The 18,792-nt window shown below is 58.0% G+C and carries 14 protein-coding genes; 6 read left to right on the top strand and 8 right to left on the bottom strand.

The window, feature by feature from the left end; all coding sequences use genetic code 11:
* Positions 1–311: 311 nt before the first annotated feature.
* From F8N21_RS28065 to F8N21_RS28050, 4 genes are all read right to left on the bottom strand, one after another.
* Complete coding sequence (locus tag F8N21_RS28065; protein WP_150645231.1) at positions 312–818, bottom strand: GNAT family N-acetyltransferase; 507 nt, start codon at positions 816–818, stop codon at positions 312–314.
* Between the two features lie 50 nt (positions 819–868).
* Entirely contained in the window at positions 869–1,507 is a 639-nt protein-coding gene (locus tag F8N21_RS28060; RefSeq protein WP_150645230.1) for a LysE family translocator, read from the bottom strand.
* 25 nt (positions 1,508–1,532) lie between these two features.
* The gene (locus F8N21_RS28055) at positions 1,533–1,970 is read right to left on the bottom strand and encodes an NUDIX hydrolase (RefSeq protein WP_150645229.1); all 438 of its coding nucleotides are present in this window, start codon (positions 1,968–1,970) and stop codon (positions 1,533–1,535) included.
* Positions 1,971–2,227: 257 nt separating this feature from the next.
* A complete protein-coding gene (locus F8N21_RS28050; RefSeq protein WP_150645228.1) occupies positions 2,228–3,583 on the bottom strand; it encodes an HD domain-containing phosphohydrolase in 1,356 nt (451 codons plus the stop codon).
* A 248-nt stretch (positions 3,584–3,831) separates the two neighbouring features.
* On the opposite strand from F8N21_RS28050, the gene F8N21_RS28045 reads away from it, so the two are divergent.
* The 5 genes from F8N21_RS28045 (at position 3,832) to F8N21_RS31385 (ending at position 12,237) form a co-directional block, all read left to right on the top strand.
* Entirely contained in the window at positions 3,832–6,132 is a 2,301-nt protein-coding gene (locus tag F8N21_RS28045) for a putative bifunctional diguanylate cyclase/phosphodiesterase (RefSeq protein ID WP_150645227.1), read from the top strand.
* Positions 6,132–8,006, top strand: a complete 1,875-nt coding sequence (locus F8N21_RS28040; protein WP_150645226.1) for a GGDEF and EAL domain-containing protein — start codon at positions 6,132–6,134, stop codon at positions 8,004–8,006. Before F8N21_RS28045 ends, F8N21_RS28040 begins: the two co-directional genes overlap by 1 nt.
* A 61-nt stretch (positions 8,007–8,067) precedes the next feature.
* Positions 8,068–9,027, top strand: coding sequence for a cytochrome-c peroxidase (locus F8N21_RS28035; RefSeq protein ID WP_150645225.1), 960 nt, complete (start codon positions 8,068–8,070; stop codon positions 9,025–9,027).
* A complete protein-coding gene (locus F8N21_RS28030) occupies positions 9,024–10,871 on the top strand; it encodes a DAHL domain-containing protein (RefSeq protein ID WP_150645224.1) in 1,848 nt (615 codons plus the stop codon). Before F8N21_RS28035 ends, F8N21_RS28030 begins: the two co-directional genes overlap by 4 nt.
* Positions 10,831–12,237 (top strand): ATP-binding protein, encoded by a 1,407-nt coding sequence (locus F8N21_RS31385; RefSeq protein ID WP_150645223.1) that lies wholly within the window; start codon positions 10,831–10,833, stop codon positions 12,235–12,237. The genes F8N21_RS28030 and F8N21_RS31385 overlap by 41 nt, the downstream gene beginning before the upstream one ends.
* 203 nt (positions 12,238–12,440) lie before the next feature.
* Here the strand turns inward: F8N21_RS31385 and F8N21_RS28020 are convergent, their stop codons facing one another.
* From F8N21_RS28020 to F8N21_RS28005, 4 genes are all read right to left on the bottom strand, one after another.
* A complete protein-coding gene (locus tag F8N21_RS28020; RefSeq protein ID WP_150645222.1) occupies positions 12,441–13,937 on the bottom strand; it encodes a glucosyltransferase domain-containing protein in 1,497 nt (498 codons plus the stop codon).
* Between the two features lie 28 nt (positions 13,938–13,965).
* On the bottom strand, positions 13,966–14,919 hold the full coding sequence (locus F8N21_RS28015) for a glycosyltransferase family 2 protein (RefSeq protein ID WP_150645221.1): 954 nt from the start codon (positions 14,917–14,919) through the stop codon (positions 13,966–13,968).
* Positions 14,916–15,347 carry a GtrA family protein gene (locus F8N21_RS28010; RefSeq protein ID WP_412071681.1) on the bottom strand — a complete coding sequence of 144 codons (432 nt, stop codon included), beginning with the start codon at positions 15,345–15,347 and terminating at the stop codon, positions 14,916–14,918. The genes F8N21_RS28015 and F8N21_RS28010 overlap by 4 nt, the downstream gene beginning before the upstream one ends.
* Positions 15,348–15,660: 313 nt before the next feature.
* Entirely contained in the window at positions 15,661–17,082 is a 1,422-nt protein-coding gene (locus F8N21_RS28005; RefSeq protein ID WP_150645220.1) for an amino acid permease, read from the bottom strand.
* Between the two features lie 619 nt (positions 17,083–17,701).
* Here F8N21_RS28005 and F8N21_RS28000 point away from each other — a divergent pair.
* The gene (locus F8N21_RS28000; RefSeq protein WP_150645219.1) at positions 17,702–18,160 is read left to right on the top strand and encodes an REP-associated tyrosine transposase; all 459 of its coding nucleotides are present in this window, start codon (positions 17,702–17,704) and stop codon (positions 18,158–18,160) included.
* Positions 18,161–18,792: the final 632 nt, after the last annotated feature.

Genomic DNA, 18,792 nt, shown 5'->3' with positions numbered 1-18,792 from the left:
ACGGTGTGTCTGGAATACCGCGGCGCCTGACTTTACGACTGCTTCGCAGCCGAACGCAGCCTCGCAGGCTCGGCAGCTGCTACGCGAGCCAAACTCCTGCTTGCACGGTGTGTCTGGAATACCGCGGCGCCTGACTTTACGACTGCTTCGCAGCCGAACGCAGCCTCGCAGGCTCGGCAGCTGCTACGCGAGCCGAACACAGGCTTCGCCAGCTGCTACGGTTCGCGTAACGGTCAAGCCCCCTCGCCACAAGGTTGTGTAAACCGCAGCGCCTGCTTCGCGGGCGAGCCCGATTCCCACAGGAGCCCGTGTCAATCCACCCCCAACTCCCGCCACATGTGGATCTTGTCGAGGTACTCCACCCCCACCCTTACCGCCAGCGGTTCAAGGCCGAACTGTACGAAACCGCAGCGTTGATACAGGGCAAGCGCCGCGTCATTGCCGGCGGTTACGGTCAGCTGAATCAGCTTCAAGCCTTTATGGGTTCGCGCCTCGGCGAGGGCGGTTTGCACCAGTTGATAACCCAGGCCGCCCTGGCGAGACCCGGCCGATACATACAGGCCAAACAGGGTGGCCTTGTGCCGGGCTTTTTCCCGTGGTTCGAAGGCCAGACCGACGATGCCCACCAGGTTGTCGCCCTCGAACGCTCCAAGCAGCAGATCCAGCGGATCGCTCAGGCGTAACTCCCACCAGGCCAATGGCATCGTCGCACGCTCGGCGACGCTGGAGGTGAACGCCTCCGGATGCAGGCCGTAGGCTTCGAGCATCAGCGCCCGATACCGGGTGGCGTGTTGTGGGTTGAGATGTTGGAGGGTCATGGCGTCTTCAACCCGGCAATGAAAAATGGCTCATGAGGGTTGTCCCTCGATCACGCGCTACGACGTTGCTCAAGCATCAGACGCACCGCCAGCGCGGCCAGCACAAAGCCCATGAAGTAGCGCTGCACCGCCAGCCACAGCGGGTTATGTACGAACCAGGCAGCAATCCCGGCGGCGAACAGCGCAATCAGCAGGTTGACCGCAAAGCTCACGCTGATCTGAGTCAGCCCAAGGAGGATACTCTGGGTGAACACCGAGCCATGCTCGGGGTTGATGAACTGCGGAAACACCGACAGGTAAAACACCGCGATTTTCGGATTGAGTGCGCTGGTGAGAAAGCCCATCAGAATCAGTTTTCCGCTAGAGTCCGGCGGCAATTGTCGGGCCTCGAACGGCGAGCGAGCGCCAGGTTTGAGGGCCTGCCAGGCCAGCCACAGCAGGTACAGCGCTCCGGCCCATTTCAGTACTTCATAGGCCATCGGTACGGCGAGAAATACCGCCGTCAAACCCGCTGCAGCGGCGAACAGATGCACGAAGAAACCCGCCACGACCCCCAGTAACGAGGTGACGCCAGCCTTGCGACCCTGGCAGATCGATCGGGAAATCAGGTAAATCATGTTCGGCCCTGGCGTGAGCACCATCAACAGTGCGGCGGCGGCGAACAGCAACAAATCTTCAGCGGGAATCATCGAGCAGTCCTTTGTCCTTTGCAGATCAGGCAGCAGTTGTTTGCGATGCTCGATAAAACGGCAGGATCAGGTCCCGTGTCAATGGTGCCAGCACCAGGCCGCCATCGGTGGCCGGATCGATCCAGACCACCTCTTCGATCTCCGCGGCGGGTGCCACGGATGAGTCAATGTTCAGCTGGAACAACTCGGCCTGCACCACAAATCCCGGTTCATTGGCGGCCGGAGCCGAGAAGCTTCCAAGATAGCTTGCTTGAACCGGATCGATACGCAGACCGAGTTCTTCCTCCAGCTCACGGGTCAGCGCCGCTAGCGCCTGCTCATGAGCCTCGATCTTGCCCCCGGGCTGCATGAAGGCCTGGGTGCCGCGTTTACGCACCAGCAGGGTTCGACCGTCCGGGCCGATCAACAGCGCAGCAGCGATGCGGATGATGGAGGGGCTTGGTGCGACTGATGAAAGCGTCATGGAAGGAAAATGCCCTTGGATGCAAAGGCGCCAGGATCCCATGAGTTTCCGTTCGTCGGCAATTGAGGAGCTGCTGGGTCGTGCGTCTGCTTCACAAGCGCCCCGGAGCAGCTGGCGCAGCCTGCGTTCGACTGCGCAGCAGTCGCAAAACAAGCCTCGAGGTCTTTCAGACTCATCGCGAGCAGCGGATTTACGACCGCTTCGCGGCCGAACGCAGCCTTCGGCAGCTGCTACGGGGCACGGGACGGCGTCATTCTTCAGCCTGCCGATTCCAGGATCTCCACCTCCTGCGGCACTTTCACAAAGACGCTGTACTTGGCGCCTTCCATCTCTTCGAAGGCAATCAACTTATCCACCAGTGGACCGTTCAATGCCTTGCCGGCATTGAGCAGCAGCATGCCGTTATCGGCATTGAGGTTGCGCGCCAGCACCATTCCGGGCGCCAGATCGCGAGTGCCCAGCACTTTGACCAATGGATCGCCGACAGTGACATCACTCAAGTAGGCAGCGCAGACTTGAACGAAATCCTCCACCATCTCCGGATCGTATAGTTTGCCGGCGTACTTGCGAATGAACACCAGTGCTTCATCGCTGTTCATCTGCCGCTCGAGGATCAGCCCGCGCTGCAATTCGATAAAGTCCACCGCCAGTTTCAATAGCCGCGACCCCAAAGGAATCGCCTCGCCCTTGAGGTGATCGGGAAACCCGCTGCCGTCCCAGCGTTCCTGATGATGGAGGATCAAGCGGGCCGCATCTTTCATCGGCTCCAGGGTCATCAATAGCGATTCGCTTTGCTTGGGATAGTCTCGATATCGCTCTCGATCCATGTGGTGCAGCAAGTCGGCGGGCGCAGTGATCATACTGTCGCTCCAGCTCAGCTTGCCTATGTTATAGAGCGCCGCGGCCATGGCCAGGTCGCGACTGCTGGCCTCGTCCAGGCCATGGGAATTGCAGTAGACGCGCACCAGTTCGATGATCTGCCGGTTGGTCTGCTTGGCCTTGGGCAAACGCAGATTGGCCAACAGCGAAAACACTTCGGTGCCCGTGACATAGCTATGTTTAAGCTCTTCGTAGGCCAGGTCGAGCATGTCGGCCGTTTGCTGCAGTTCACACGTGCGTGCGACGACGTGCTTCTCCAGCGTGGCATTGAGCGATTTCAGTTGTTCGTTCTGCTGCCGGGTCAATTGTTCCAGACGCTGGCGTTCATGCTCGGAGTGCTGATGGGCCAGGGACTGGCGCAACGTCAGCAGCATTTCTTCATCGTTCCAGGGTTTGCTGATATAACGATGGATCTGCCCTTCGTTGATCGCTTTGATGATCATCGGCAGATCAGCGTAACCCGTCAGCAAAATACGCATGGTCGAGGGATGGCGCCGGTGAATTTCCGCGAGCAAGGTGGCGCCATCCATACTGGCCATGCGCGCATCGGTCATGACCAGGTCAATCGACTGCTGCGCCATTATCTCCAGGGCCTGTGCACCACTGTTGGCCAACAGTACGTCGTAGGGCTGGCTGCGCAGCAATCGGCGCAAGCTGTTGAGGATGGATTCTTCATCGTCAACGAGCAGCACCTTGGGTCTATAGTCCGAATTCGTCGCAGGTTGCGCATCCATGGCATTACCTCATCTCAGCTCTGGGACATTGATTCTTCCAGCTATCAAGGAAACGTCCGGTACTCCCTGAGCCTGAACTACAGATTAGCCGATTTCCCCTGTTCGATGGCAATTTGACGCCAAGTCTGCGGCTAACCGAGCTATGCTCAAGCTGCACGGATCCAATACACGCGTTTGCGTGACCCATTCAGGAAGGGATGCCATATGAATTTAGCGCCCATGACGGCTGTTTTCCTCGGTATGCACCGATGAAAGCGTCGCAGGAGCGGGCAAACCGGCGAATCCTGATCGTCGATGACACCGCTTCGATTCACCAGGACTTTGGCAAGATCCTTAGCCCGCTAACGCTCGATGAGGACGAACTGAGCAGCGCCGAAGAGGCCCTGTTTGGCTCCCCGGTGGCGGTTACCCTGCAGCGCTTTGTCCTCGATTCGGCCTTTCAGGGTCTCGAAGCGCTGGCCAAGGTGGAGTTGGCACTGGCCAACAATGCACCGTACGCCATGGCCTTCATTGATATGCGCATGCCGCCCGGCTGGGACGGGCTGGAAACCATCGAGCGGCTCTGGCAGGCCGACCCCCGGCTGCAAGTCGCGCTGTGCACTGCGTATTCCGACTACTCCTGGGAAGACATCGCCGAGCGTCTGGACCTTGGGGACCGGCTGCTGATCCTGAAAAAACCTTTCGATGCCATCGAAATTCGTCAAATGGCCAGTGCGTTGACGGTCAAATGGCAGATGACCGAAGACGCCGCGCTGAAAATGAACCTGCTCGAACAGGCGGTCGAGGAGCGCACCCGGGAACTGTCCGACGCCAATATCATTGTGCAGAACAGCCCGACCATCCTTTATCGCCTGCGCGGTGAGCCGTCGTTCCCGCTGATGTACATCTCCCACAACATCACCAAGTTCGGTCATGTGGCGGCACACCTGGTGGCGTCGGCCAATTGGGCCAGGGAACTGATTCACGCCGATGATCAGCAGAAGGTCGACGACGCCATGGCCCGGGTACTGGACAAGCACGCCGCGGGCGCGTCCATCGAGTTCCGTCTGCGTACCGGTGACGGTGCCTGGCGCTGGGTCGAAAACCGCTATATCCCGGTGCGCGATGCCGAGGGTCGGTTGCTGGAGGTCGAAGGGATCATTATCGACATCACCGAACGCAAGATGGCCGAGGAGAAGATCTCCCTGCTGGCGCGCACCGACGGGCTGACCGGCCTGGCCAACCGCGCCACCCTGATCGAGCGCCTGCATCAAGCCTTCGCCGCGGGCCGACGTGGCGCAACGCCCTTTGCGATGTTCTATCTGGATCTGGATCACTTCAAACGAATCAACGACACGCTAGGCCACCCCGTGGGGGATCTGTTGTTGCAAGAAGTCTCCCGGCGCATCAAGGCCTGCGTGCGCGAAAACGATGTGGTGGCACGCCTGGGCGGCGACGAGTTTGCAATATTGCAACTGGATGTGGCCGATCCGACCCAGTCCGCGGCCCTGGCCGCGAAGGTCCGTGATGAACTGGTCGTGCCGTACTCACTCAATGGCAACGACGTGCGGGTGTCGGTCAGCATCGGTATCAGTACCTATACGCCGGATAGCAGCAGCGCCGACAACCTGCTGATCCAGGCCGATATGGCGCTGTACCGCTCGAAGGAAAAGGGTCGCAACCAGTATCACTTCCACTCCGAGGAGATCAATCAGGAGGTGGTTGAGCGCATGACCCTGGCCAACGACTTGAAGCAGGCTATCGAACAGGACGAGCTCGAATTGCACTATTTGCCTGAAGTCGACCTGGGTTCGGGAAAAATCCTCGGCATGGAAGCCCAGGTACGCTGGAACCACCCCCAGCGCGGGCTGCTCGAGGCTGATGTGTTCCTGCCTGCCGCGGAAAAAACCGGAACCATCATTGCCCTTGGACATTGGCTTCTGGATAAGGCCTGCCAGCAAATGCACCAATGGCGCGAAGAGGACATGGCCCCCCCGCTGATTGCGATCAAGCTCTCCCTGGCCCAGCTCAAAAGTGGCCCGGAATTGATCTATGACGTACTCAAGACCACTGCCCGCTGGAATCTGTGTCCCTGGGACCTGCGCTTCGACGTTACCGAAGCGACCCTGGCCCAGACCAAATGGACCCACAACGATGTGCTGCCACGCCTGCGCGAACTCGGGGTGAAGATCGCCATCGACGATTTCGGCACCGAGTACTCCTCGTTCGATTACCTCAAGACCTACCAGGTCAATCACCTGAAAATCGCCCAGGCGTTCATTGACAGCGCCACGCGGGATCCGGCCAGCGCCACGACCTTGCGCGCCATCATCAATTTCGCCCGGGATGTCGGCATCGGCATCATCGCCGAAGGTGTCGAAACCCAGGAGCAGCGAACCTCGCTGATGTCCACCGGCTCTGCGATGAATGCTCAGGGCTACTACTTCAGCAAGGCCGTCAGCAGCCAGCAGGCCGCGCAACTATTGATAGCCGGCAGCATCATCCCGCCCGCTGTCGACACCGCGAGCCTTGTGCTCGAGGATTTGCCCCGCCCTTCGGAGGCCACGTGATGGAATCATCTTTCGCCCTCACCAATCGGCGCATCCTGATCATTGACGACACACCTTCGATCCATGAGGACTTTCGCAAGATCCTCAGTCCCGAACCGGCCAGTGAACCGACGCTGGCCTATTCCGAAGAAGCATTGTTCGGCACTGTGCAGCCCGCGCGGCCAACCTATCAGCTGGATTCGGCCTACCAGGGCCAGGAAGCCCTGGAACTGGTCGAACAAGCCCTGGCCGAGGGCCGGCCCTATGCCTTGGCATTCACCGACATGCGCATGCCGCCAGGCTGGGATGGACTGGAAACCATCGAACGCCTGTGGAGGGCCGACCCTCACCTGCAGATCGCACTGTGCACGGCGTACTCCGACTACTCCTGGGAAGCGATGGCCGAACGCCTGGAGTTCAGCGACCAGTTACTGGTGCTGAAAAAGCCCTTCGACAGCCTGGAAATACTGCAGATGGCCAGCGCCCTGACCTGGAAATGGCAGATGGCTCAGGATGCGGCGATAAAAATGCACAGCCTGGAGCGAACCATCGAGGAGCGCGTCCACGAATTGCTCAAGGTCTCTCACCTGCTGCAGTACGACGTGCTCACCGGATTGCCCAACAGCACCCTGCTCGGTGACCGGCTGACCCAGTCCCTGGCGCTTTCCCGGCGCCATGACAAACAGCTGGCAGTGATGTTTCTCGGGCTCGATCGCTTCAAGCGTATCAACAACGCGCTCGGCCATCCGATTGGTGATGAAACGCTCAAACAGGTCGGGCAGCGCCTGGTGGCAACAGTGCGTGAATCCGATTCGGTGTTTCGTTACGGCTCCGACGAGTTCGTAGTGATCCTCGCCGATATCCATCATCCCCAGCAGACCAAAGGCATCGCCGAAAAACTCCTGAGCGCCGTGAGTACGCCACAACACATCGCCGGGCATGACCTGAGCGTGACCGCGAGCCTGGGCATCAGTATTTATCCCGACGATGGCTTCGATGCCCTGGCGTTGATCAAGAAAGCCGAAACCGCCATGCGCAACGTCAAGGACAGTGCGCCGAACGATTTCGGCTTCTTCATCGACGACATGAATCAGCGCGCGCGTGAACAGCAAAGCATCGAGTCCGGCATCCGCCTCGCCCTGGAGCGCAAGGAATTCGTCCTGCACTACCAACCCAAACTCGACCTCAAGTCCGGCAAAGTGGTGGGTGCCGAAGCATTGATCCGCTGGATGAAACCTGGACACGGCTGGGTCTACCCGTCGGACTTCATTTGCGTCGCCGAAGACAGTGGCCTGATTGTCCCGATGAGCAAATGGGTACTGGCCGAAGCCTGCCGGCAAGCCTGTGCCTGGCAGGCGGCAGGTTTGCCGCCGATTACCATGTCGGTGAACGTTTCCGCGATCGATTTTCGTCAGCGTGGGTTTGTCGACGGTATCGTACAGATACTGGAACAAACCGGCCTCGATCCGTCGTTGCTGGAACTGGAGATCACCGAAAGCGTGCTGATGCAAAACGTCGAGGCCACCGTGGCGACCCTGCGCACCATCAAGGCACTGGGTGTACGGTTGGCCATCGATGACTTCGGCACCGGCTACTCCAGCTTGAGTTACCTGCGGCGGTTTCCCATCGATGTGTTGAAGATCGACCAGTCCTTTGTTCGCGGCCTGAGCACCGACAGCAATGACGCCGCCCTGGTCAGCGCCATTATCAGCCTGGGTAAAAGCCTCAAGCTCAACATCATTGCCGAAGGTGTGGAAACCCTCGAGCAACTGGACTTCCTCAAGGCGCATCAGTGCGAGGAAGGCCAGGGATATTTTTTCAGCAAGGCCGTAGAGGCCCAGGCCTTTGCCAAGCTCATGACCACAGAAGGACTGCGCGCGTCGCCGGACGAATAGACCAAACACGACCGGCTTTCAGGTTTCACGATGCTCAGGCACCCGGCCAAGGAATCATCTGATGTCGCCACATGCACCCCTGCTGGTCTTCGCCCTGTTGCTCGGGGTTTGCCTGACAGTGAGCGCCGAACCGCTCAATGAACCGCTAAAGCCACTGCCGCCAATCCCTCACCAGGATCCCAGGCGCGTCGAACTGGGTCGGCAGTTATTCAACGACGCACGCTTATCGGTGAATAACACGGTGTCCTGTGCCAGCTGTCATCAGCTGGCAAAAGGTGGTGCCGATGATAAAGCGTTTTCCCTTGGCTTCGACGGTAAGCCGCTGACGATCAATACCCCCAGCGTGTTGAATGCCAGTCTGAACTTCAAGCAGTTCTGGAACGGTCGGGCCAATACACTGGAGTTACAGACCCACGAAGTCGTGCAAAGCCCCAGCGAAATGGGCAGCAACTGGCAGCACGTGGTCCAGACCCTTTCCACCGACCCGGCCTACCACTCGAGCTTCACTGCCGCTTACCGCGATGGCGTAACGGCGGCCAATGTGCAGAACGCCCTCGCGACCTACGAACGCACCCTGCTGAGCCGCAATTCACGCTTTGACCAATACCTGCTGGGCGACACCGATATCCTCACCCGGGAAGAAAAATACGGTTACCAGCGTTTCAAGGAATACGGCTGCATCGCCTGCCATCAGGGCGTGAACATCGGCGGCAACATGTTCCAGAAGTTCGGGGTGATGGGCGACTACTTCCAGGTCCGGGGCAACCTGACCGAGTCCGATCTTGGACGTTATCTGGTGACCAGGGATGAGGAAGACCGCCATGTGTTCAAGGTTCCCAGCCTGCGCAATATCGCGGTGACCGCTCCGTACTTTCACGATGCTTCGGCCAGGACCCTGGAAGAGGCAGTCGATGTGATGTTCAGCTACCAACTGGGGCGCGCTCCTTCCGCTGAAGACAAGTCCCTGATCGTCAAATTTCTCAAAACCCTGACCGGTGAATGGGCGGGTAAACCCTTATGAAAATCTCCCCGCGCCTGAGCCTGCTGTTGCTCACCGGCATGACCCTGTTGCTCGCCTCGATTCTGCTGTTCCTGTACCTCAAGTCCAGCGCCGACCAAGCCACCACCTACACCGAACCACGGGACCTGATCAGACAGATCAAACAACTGAATGCGCACTGGGAAACCGAAATTCTCAAGGCCCGCGTCGCCATCAACCACAATTACGACCCCCTGGTTGCGCCGTTGACCGAAATGGCCGGCCTCTGGGCCAGATTCGAGATGATAGAGTCCCGTCACGGCCGCAACGACTCGGCGCAATGGCAGGCCAGTCATGATGCCTACCAGCAGGCGTTCAAGGAAAAGACCCGGCTGGTGGAGCAGTTCAAATCCCACAACGCCGTATTACGTAACTCCCTGGCCTTTCTGCCGACCGCCGAAGACGATATTCAAGGCGAACTTGCCCTCCTCCATGACACCGACAAACTGATGCTGCAAAACGTTGCGATCGACACCTACGACCTGGTGCTCAGCAGCCTCGAATACGCCCAGGTCACCTCCGCCGACAAGGCTGCCGAGATCCTGGTCGGTCTGAACAAAATGGTAGTGAACAAGGATCGTCTACCCAGCGAGTTCCACATACCGGTGGATATTCTGCGCAACCACGTCGCCCTGATCCTGCGCGAACAACCGCTGGTCAACACGTTGCTGGATAACATCGCGGCGATTCCGGTAGACGAGCGCCTGGATGACATTACCAACCTGCTCAATCAGGATCAGCAACAGAACGATCTCATCAACCATCAATACCACTTCTACATGCTGGTGTTCTCGACGATGCTGGTGGGATTGCTGCTGTACCTGGCCATTCGCCTGCTGCGCAGTTTCAAGGTGATCAACCGCGTCAACAAGGCGTTGCAAGCAGCCAATGAAAGCCTCGAACAACGGGTAGAAGAACGCACCCGCGAACTCAAGGACACCCAAAGCGAACTGCTGGACGCCGCGCGCCAGGCCGGCATGGCCGAGATCGCCACCAACGTGCTGCACAACGTCGGTAATGTGCTCAACAGCGTGAACATCTCTGCCGACCTGGTCACTCGCAAGCTGCGCACCAGCAAGACGTTGGGGTTGGGCAAAGCCATGCAGTTGATCAACGCGCACCCCCACGACCTCGGCGAGTTCCTCACCCAGGACGAAAAAGGCAAGCTGGTGCCCGGCTACCTGAACCAGCTGGTCGAGGCCATCGCCGTCGAGCATCTAGGCATCACTGACGAACTGGCACAATTGAGTAAAAGCGTCGATCACATCAAGGACATCGTCGCCACCCAGCAGTCCTACGCCGGGGCCTCCAGTCTGGTGGAACCGCTGTACCTCAGCGATCTGCTCGAGGACGCCTTGCGCATGAACTCCGGCGCCCTGACCCGGCACCATGTAACAGTGATCAAGGACTACAGCGATGTGCCGCGCGTGATGGGCGATAAACACCGGCTGCTGTTGATTCTGATCAACCTGATCAGCAACGCCAAATACGCGATGTCCGATCTCACTGATCGACCTCGGCAAATGACCCTCGGGGTGAGGATCGTCGACCACACGACCTTGCAGGTCAGCGTCAAGGATGAAGGTGAGGGCATCGCACCGGAAAACATGACGCGGATCTTTGCCCACGGTTTCACCACCCGCAAGGAAGGTCACGGTTTCGGCCTGCACAGCTGTGCCCTGGCCGCCATCGAGATGAACGGCCATCTCGCCGCCTACAGCGACGGGCCGGGCAAGGGCGCGCTGTTCACCTTGCAAATCCCCTTGATAAGCGCAGAGGTCAAGCATGAACAACCTGTCGAACCGGCGTATTCTGCTGATCGATGACACGCCTTCGATCCATGATGACTTTCGCAAGATCCTCACCCCTGCGGTGCAACCAAACGTCGACCTGGACGAAATGGAAGCGGCGTTGTTCGGTAGCGAGACCAAGCGCGCCAGCACCGCGTTCGAGCTGGATTCAGCCTATGGCGGTCAGGAAGGGCTGGGCAAACTGCGTGAAGCCTTGAACAACGATCGGCCGTACTCACTGGCCTTCGTCGACATGCGTATGCCCGAGGGCTGGGACGGTGCGCAGACCATCGAACAGTTGTGGAACGCCGATCCGCGCCTGCAAGTGGTGGTCTGCACCGCCTATTCCGACTACTCCTGGGAAGAATTGCTGGAGCGCTTGCAGGCCCACGACCGATTGCTGATCCTGAAAAAGCCCTTCGATAATATCGAGGTCCAGCAGATGGTCAATACCCTCACCACCAAGTGGGAAATGACCGAGCGCGCACAGATGCAGATGAGCCATCTGGAACAGATGGTCGAGCAATGGACCCGGGAGTTCAAACTGGCCAGCATGGCCCTGCAGCGCGAAACCGATGAACGCAAACTGCTGGAAAACCAGCTGATGCAATCGGAGAAGCTGGCCTCCCTGGGCCAATTGGCAGCTGGCGTCGCCCATGAAATCAACAACCCCACCGGTTTTATCTCGTCGAACCTCGGCACCCTGGATGGCTACTTTAAAAACTTGCAGGAAATGCTCAACGCCTATCAGGACGCCGAAGAGGCCATCGGCTCCCAAGAGCTCCTGGACCGTCTGAAAACCCTGCGAGAGCGAATCGAACTGGACTTTCTCAAGGAAGATATCCCGCTACTGATCAAGGAGTCCAAAGAGGGCATCGGCCGCGTCGGACAGATTGTCAAAGACTTGAAGGACTTCTCCCGGTTCGATTCCAACCAGGAGTGGCAGTGGGCCAATCTGCAACAGGGCATCGAATCGACCCTGAACATCGTGGCCAATGAGCTCAAGTACAAGGCCAACGTTATCAAGGCATACGTGGTGGTGCCCGAGGTCGAATGCCTGCCCTCGCAAATCAATCAAGTGTTCATGAACCTGATCGTCAATGCCGCCCAGTCCATGGGGCCGGAACGCGGCACTATCACCCTGCGCAATGGTGTTGAGGGGGATACTGTCTGGGTGGAAGTGGCCGATAACGGTGCAGGCATTGCGCCGGAATGTTTGCAGAAAATCTTCGATCCGTTCTTCACCACCAAACCGGTGGGCGAAGGGACCGGGCTGGGCCTGTCACTGTCCTACGGCATTGTGAAAAAGCACCGCGGAGAGATTTTGGTACGCAGTGAAGTCGGGGTGGGGACAACCTTTCGGGTGGAGTTGCCGGTAAGGCAGTTGAAAGCGAATGCCTGAAAGCGCCAACAGGCCGGGAGTAACTCCCCTGTGGTGAGGGGGCTTGCCCCGCTCGGGTGCGCAGCAGCCGCAAAATCTGTGAATGCGGTGTGCCTGAAAAAATGTGATTGCAGGTTTTTTTTGGGGCCGCTTCGCGACCCAACGGGGGCAAGCCCCCTCGCCACAGCAAGCTCCCTCGCCACAGGTTCTGCGCCTTATCGGGATCAACGCTTTTCGATACGAGGCGGCTCTTTCATCACGATAAAACCATAATCGCCTACCAGGTAGATGTTATAGAACTTGTTATCCACCAGCGGTGGATAGCCTCTGTACCCTACCCGCGTCGCATTTCGCCGTTCCTTTTCGGTGACCACATTGGTGATGCCGACCCTGGGCAGAGTCTCCGACAGCATGAAAAAATCCACATTCAGGATATAAACCAGCACCGGCATCAATTCAAAGGAGCCTGTGGCTCCCGGCAGCCAGTGATCGGAATAGGTAATCGACATATATATTCGCCTGGCTTCGCGCAGGTGCCGATGGGACGCAATGTCGTGGCCAAGGGAAAGCAGCACGCTGTTGGCGAATTCCTTCTGCACATTCAGGACACGCCCATAGGCATAGGACAGCGACAGCATGCTCAGCAGAGGAATCGCCAGCAGCACCGTCAGTCGCGGATGAATCGCCCCCAGCCCTAGATGACTCAGATAAAACACAAACACCAACAGCGTCGCAAACCCCATCAAGGTTCTCGCGCCTTCATTGAAATCCCTGAACACCAGCGCGGCTCCCGAAACCAGCAGCACCAGCGCAGGCAGAGTCAGCAGACAGATCAAACCGAGCAGTATCTTTTTCGGCGCGCGCTCTTGTCGTTTCACCACTCTCAGACCGACCTGCACAGCCCCGGCCGCGGCACAAAGCAGCACAGCCCACAGCAACCAGAAATTTGCCCCGTGGAACAGCAGGACAATCTTGTTCGCCAGAATCCCTATATTGGCTTCAACCTGGTCAAATCCATTCGTCCCCCAATCCAGCAGCGGCAGGCGCTCCTGAATGATGAACGGATAAGCGAACAGATAATAAACCAGCCCACCCACTAGCAGCTGCGCAAGCTTGTACTTGATCAACGAACACAACGAATCCCATGACGCCCCTTCATTAACCCCTCTGATCAACTCGACACAGCAAAGTCCTAGAAATACATTGATGCTCAACTGGTAAAACCCCAATCCCAGCGCTATCAACATCCCCGGCAATACGATTGGCAGCCGCGCAGATCCACGAAAGGTAGTCGCATAAATCATTGCCACCAGACTCAAGGTCATGGCGGGTCCATCATATTGATAGGACAGGTTCTGCAGGAAAAACGGGTTATACCAAAGGGGCAACAGTACAAAACAACATGAAATCGTCGGTTCCTTGTAGTAATGCATCGTCAGGCGAGTCAACGCCAGGGCGATGGCCAGCGTTGCAATTAACAAGGGCAATGGAAAAATATTCGGTGCGCCCGTGGAAAACGTCAACGCATTGTAGAAAAACCCGGTAAAAAATCGTCCCTCACCTGCCCAAGCCATTCCAGCGGACAAAGATCGCCAGCTATCATCGATATAGTAGTGGTCTGCCAACACCAGAGGCACGACGTAGATAAAAGCGGCAAACAAGAACAGCAGCAGTACTTCACGCTCTATCAACTGCTTGTCGAAAAATCTCGCCAGCCTCATGTCAACGCCCCTTTCTCAGCCCCGAACCTCACTGAGTTTTTTTTAGTCCCACCCTGTTTTTGCCTCCGACAATATCTTTCACCACATACCTTGGCCGATGTTTTGATTCGATGTAAATCCGCCCGATATACTCTCCCAGTATGCCGATGCCAATCAGCTGTACGCCGCCCAAAAAAAGAATGGCCGTCATCAACGAAGGATAGCCCGGCACATTGTTACCAAAGAAAACCTTGTCCAACACCATATAAATGGCATACAGGATCGCAAACAAGGAAATCATGCCACCGACATAAGTCCATAACCGTAGCGGCACGGTACTGAAGGAAGTAATACCTTCAAGGGCCAGATTCCACAGCTTCCAGCCATTGAACTTGCTCTTCCCGGCTACGCGTATCGCCCGTTCATATTCGATGACCACGCTATTGAATCCCGCCCACGATAGGACGCCCTTCATAAACAGCTGGTGTTCCGGGAGCGCGCGGATGACATCCACGACCTTGCGGTCCATCAACCGAAAGTCGCCGACGTTCTCTTCAATCCGGGTGTAGGCGATCCGGTTCAGCAGATGATAGAACAGCGCCGCGCCATGCCGTTTCAGGTAGCTGTCGGCGGTGCGGTCACGGCGTTTGGCGAGAACCACATCAGCCCCGTTCTGCCACTCCCGGATTAACCGGGGAATCACGCTGATCGGGTCCTGCAAATCGACATCCATCGGAATCACCGCGTCACCGCTGGCGTACTCGAGCCCGGCAAATAACGCTGGCTCCTTGCCGAAGTTGCGCGAGAAATTGATCACCAGCACATCGTCATCGACCAATGCCAGGGCTTTGGCCTGCTCAGCGGTTCGGTCAGAACTGCCGTCGTTGACGAAAACGATCTCGACCTCGCAATCAGCGAGTGACAATTGCTGGCGGACAGCCTGATAAAACAGGTTGATGGCCTGTTCCTCATTGAACACCGGAACGATCAGCGAGACTTTCACGTCTCACGCTCCCGAAAAATGAACCACTTCGAGTAAAGGAAACCACAGACCAGACTGATGGCCGAGAAGACCGTCAAGGTGATCAGCCCATGCAGTCGCACTCGATCCGCCGCGTAACCCACCCCCAGGCTCAACAGGCCCATGAACCCGACAAACAGCAGATACCGCGAACCGGTCGCCTTGAGTCTGAAGGTGTAGCGCGCATTGGCATAAAAGGAAAAGGAAACTGCCAGACAAAAGGCCGCAAGATTACTCGGCGCCTGACGAAACCCCATGACTGCGTGCAGAACAAAAAACGTCGACCAGTGAATCAAGGTATTAACCAGGCCGACTGAGACAAATCTGGAGAAACCGTGAAACGCAGGTTTTATTCCCATGGCGCTGACTTCCGGCCTATCTGCTGACACCCGTTCAATGAATACAGCCATTAACACATGTCCATTCGAACGGCATCCTCGCGTTCGAAGCAGACATAACTGACGCACCGTTCCTTGCGAACACTGCTGCGGTTTTCAGACCGGGTGGGCTATATGCAAGCTAGGCACCGTTGGACCACTTGTCTAATTTCGGTGCTATGAACAGACCGGTGGGCGATATCAATAGATCGCAGGCTCCTGCGCCACGATTTCGTGGTGTACACAAATCCCGTGTAGGAGCTGCCGCAGGCTGCGATCTTTTGATCCTGAAAACGCAAAAGCCCCGATCATCCGACCAGGGCTTTTGCTTTTCCAGCGCTACGAATTACGAAGCTGTACGCACCGCGCCTTGCACGGCATTGGTCGGTTGCAGCTTGAACGCGTAGAACACCACCGTCAGCAGCACCAGGAAGGCCGGGCCGACATACAGGGCGATGCGGGTATCCGGGAAGTAAGCCATCAGGCCAACCACCAGCGCGAGGAATGCCAGTGCGAGGTACGAGCTGACCGGGAATAGCCACATGCGGTACTTGAGCCCTGCACGTTCAACCGGGCTCAGGCCTTTGCGGAACTTGAGCTGGGCCAGCAGGATCATTGCCCAGGTCCAGATCGCGCCGAAGGTGGCGATAGCGGTGACCCAGACGAAGACCTTCTCAGGCACCAGGTAGTTGAGCAACACGCCCAGCAGCAGCGCACCAATCGACAGCAGCAAGGCGCGACGTGGCACGCCGTTGCTCGAGGTCTTGGCGAAGCCCGCCGGAGCCTGGCCGTTCTGCGCCAGGCTGTAGAGCATGCGACCGGTGCTGAAGATGCCACCGTTGCAGGACGACAGTGCTGCAGTGATCACCACAAAGTTGATGATGCCGGCGGCGGTCTTGATGCCCAGGCGCTCGAAGGTCATCACGAACGGGCTGCCCTGGGTGCCGATTTCATTCCACGGGTAGATCGACAGGATCACGAACAGCGCACCGACGTAGAACAGCAGGATGCGCCAGAACACCGAGCCGATCGCGTTCGGAATGGTCTTCTGCGGATTCTTCGCTTCACCGGCGGTCAGGCCGATCATTTCGACGCCCAGGTAGGCGAACATCACCATCTGCAGGGACATCAATACACCCTGCACGCCATTGGGCATGAAACCGCCGTGGCTCCACAGGTTGGAAATCCCCAGTGCCACGCCGTCGTTGCCAAAACCGAAAGCAATCACGCCGATGCCACCGACGACCATCGCGATGATGGTGACGATCTTGATCAGGGCGAACCAGAACTCGAACTCACCGAAGGCCTTGACCGCGATCAGGTTGATCGAGCCCATGCTCACCAGGGCCGCCAGCGCCCAGATCCAGCGCGGCACATCGGGGAACCAGACGCCCATGTACACCGCCACCGCGGTGATTTCCGCGACGCAGGTCACCAGCCACAGGAACCAGTAGTTCCAGCCGGTGAGGAAACCCGCCAATGGGCCGAGGTAGTCTTGCGCATAGCGGCTGAAGGAGCCGGCTACCGGGTTATGCACGGCCATCTCACCGAGGGCGCGCATGATCACCAGAATCGCCAGGCCGCCAATGATGTAGGACAGCATGATCGCCGGGCCAGCCATCTCGATGGCCTTGGCCGAACCGAGAAACAGACCGACACCGATACAGGCGCCAAGCGCCATCAAGCGAATATGCCGTTCGCCGAGTTCGCGTTTGAGCGGGCCGCCTTGAGCGGTCTCGCCTTGGGGCAAGTGGTTGCCAACTGGCATGGGGTACAACCTCATCTTGTTATTGGATATGAACCACCGAGTGCTCACCGTACAGGCGGATAACCTGTACGTGCTCAACCAGGCCGACCTTGTGGGCCGGCCAGCCTTGTAGGACAAAACCTACGAGATCAGCGGGGCGTGCAGTATAAAAAGCTCCGCTCAGGGCTTTTCACTATATAAACAACTAGATTCAGCGAGAACTCGCGGTAAAAGCGCCTCTGACGGAGGGGCATTACCTGGGTTTCGAGCATCATCACACCTTGAAAACGCCGCAAAGTATTGCACAGCAATGGTGCATCGTCATGTCCCTGGCTGTGCTGTATTTAGCACTGGATGGCTCTATTTCAATACTTTCAGGTTCAGGCGACACTAATCCCTGTGGCGAGGGGGCTTGCCCCCGTTCGACTGCGCAGCGGTCGTAAAACCTGCATCCGCGTTTTGTCTGAGAGAAATTCATCAATCCGATTGGGACCGCTGCGCGCTCCAACGGGGGCAAGCCCCTCGCAACAGTGAATTTCTAGCCAGTATTGAAATATCCACATACCAGTCCGAACGTCAGCCCAAGTCCTGGGCTGCTAGCGTCAAACACTGACCATCATCTGATCAAGGAAGCAAAGGATTGCCTTCCAGACCAAACTCACACCGCCTACGCCTCGGTCGACACTCGGAACAAGGTCGGGCCTACCTGATCACCATCGTCGTTCACCACCGCCGACCATTGTTTGATGATTGGCGACTGGGACGACTGCTAGTTGCCGAACTGAAACATGCACACGACCAAGGCTGGGTCGACTCAATGGCTTGGGTGGTCATGCCGGATCACCTGCATTGGTTGTTTCAGCTGAGGGTAGGGACTCTGGGGCAGGCAATCGGAAGCACAAAATCACGCAGCGCCTTGGCCGTCAATCGAACAACGAATAACCAAGGGGCTTTGTGGCAAAGCGGTTATCACGACAGAGCCGTGCGCGATGGCGAAGATTTACGGCATATCGCCCGTTACATCGTCGCCAATCCCCTACGCGCAGGACTGGTAAAGAAAATCGGCGACTATCCACTCTGGGATGCTTGTTGGCTGTGACAGCCCCGCGCCTTCCCAAGCCGAGCCTCAAACCCTGTGGCGAGGGGGCTTGCCCCCGCTGGGGCGCGCAGCGGCCCTAAAACCTGCCAACGCATTGTGTCAGGTTCACCGCGTTCACCGACTTTACGACTGCTTCGCAGCCGAACGGGGGCAAGCCCCCTCGCCACAGGCAAGCGCCCTCGCCACAGGCAATCCGCCTCGCCACAGGCAAGCGCCCTCACCACAAGCCTGGTAAAGAACTTCGGCGACTATCAACTCTGGGATGCTTGTTGGCTGTGACAGGCCCCGCACATTCTGGAGCCAAGACTCAAACCCTGTGGCGAGGGGGCTTGCCCCCGCTGGGGCGCGCAGCGGCCCTAAAACCTGCCAACGCATTGTGTCAGGTTCACCGCGTGAGCCGACTTTACGACTGCTTCGCAGCCGAACGGGGGCAAGCCCCCTCGCCACAGGCAAGCGCCCTCACCACAAGTCTGGTAAAGAACTTCGGCGACTATCAACTCTGGGATGCTTGTTGGCTGTGACAGGCCCCGCACATTCTGGAGCCAAGACTCAAACCCTGTGGCGAGGGGGCTTGCCCCCGCTGGGGCGCGCAGCGGCCCTAAAACCTGCCAACGCATTGTGTCAGGTTCACC

It is taken from the genome of Pseudomonas fluorescens, assembly GCF_902497895.1.
Classification (GTDB): Bacteria; Pseudomonadota; Gammaproteobacteria; order Pseudomonadales; family Pseudomonadaceae; genus Aquipseudomonas; species Aquipseudomonas fluorescens_BP.
This window is presented reverse-complemented; position numbering and strand designations above follow the sequence as displayed.

Coding starts and splice junctions, on each gene's coding strand:
- F8N21_RS28065 (WP_150645231.1), bottom strand. CDS start 818: ATGACCCTCCAACATCTCAACCCACAACACGCCACCCGGTATCGGGCG.
- F8N21_RS28060 (WP_150645230.1), bottom strand. CDS start 1,507: ATGATTCCCGCTGAAGATTTGTTGCTGTTCGCCGCCGCCGCACTGTTG.
- F8N21_RS28055 (WP_150645229.1), bottom strand. CDS start 1,970: ATGACGCTTTCATCAGTCGCACCAAGCCCCTCCATCATCCGCATCGCT.
- F8N21_RS28050 (WP_150645228.1), bottom strand. CDS start 3,583: ATGGATGCGCAACCTGCGACGAATTCGGACTATAGACCCAAGGTGCTG.
- F8N21_RS28045 (WP_150645227.1), top strand. CDS start 3,832: ATGAAAGCGTCGCAGGAGCGGGCAAACCGGCGAATCCTGATCGTCGAT.
- F8N21_RS28040 (WP_150645226.1), top strand. CDS start 6,132: ATGGAATCATCTTTCGCCCTCACCAATCGGCGCATCCTGATCATTGAC.
- F8N21_RS28035 (WP_150645225.1), top strand. CDS start 8,068: ATGTCGCCACATGCACCCCTGCTGGTCTTCGCCCTGTTGCTCGGGGTT.
- F8N21_RS28030 (WP_150645224.1), top strand. CDS start 9,024: ATGAAAATCTCCCCGCGCCTGAGCCTGCTGTTGCTCACCGGCATGACC.
- F8N21_RS31385 (WP_150645223.1), top strand. CDS start 10,831: ATGAACAACCTGTCGAACCGGCGTATTCTGCTGATCGATGACACGCCT.
- F8N21_RS28020 (WP_150645222.1), bottom strand. CDS start 13,937: ATGAGGCTGGCGAGATTTTTCGACAAGCAGTTGATAGAGCGTGAAGTA.
- F8N21_RS28010 (WP_412071681.1), bottom strand. CDS start 15,347: ATGGCTGTATTCATTGAACGGGTGTCAGCAGATAGGCCGGAAGTCAGC.
- F8N21_RS28005 (WP_150645220.1), bottom strand. CDS start 17,082: ATGCCAGTTGGCAACCACTTGCCCCAAGGCGAGACCGCTCAAGGCGGC.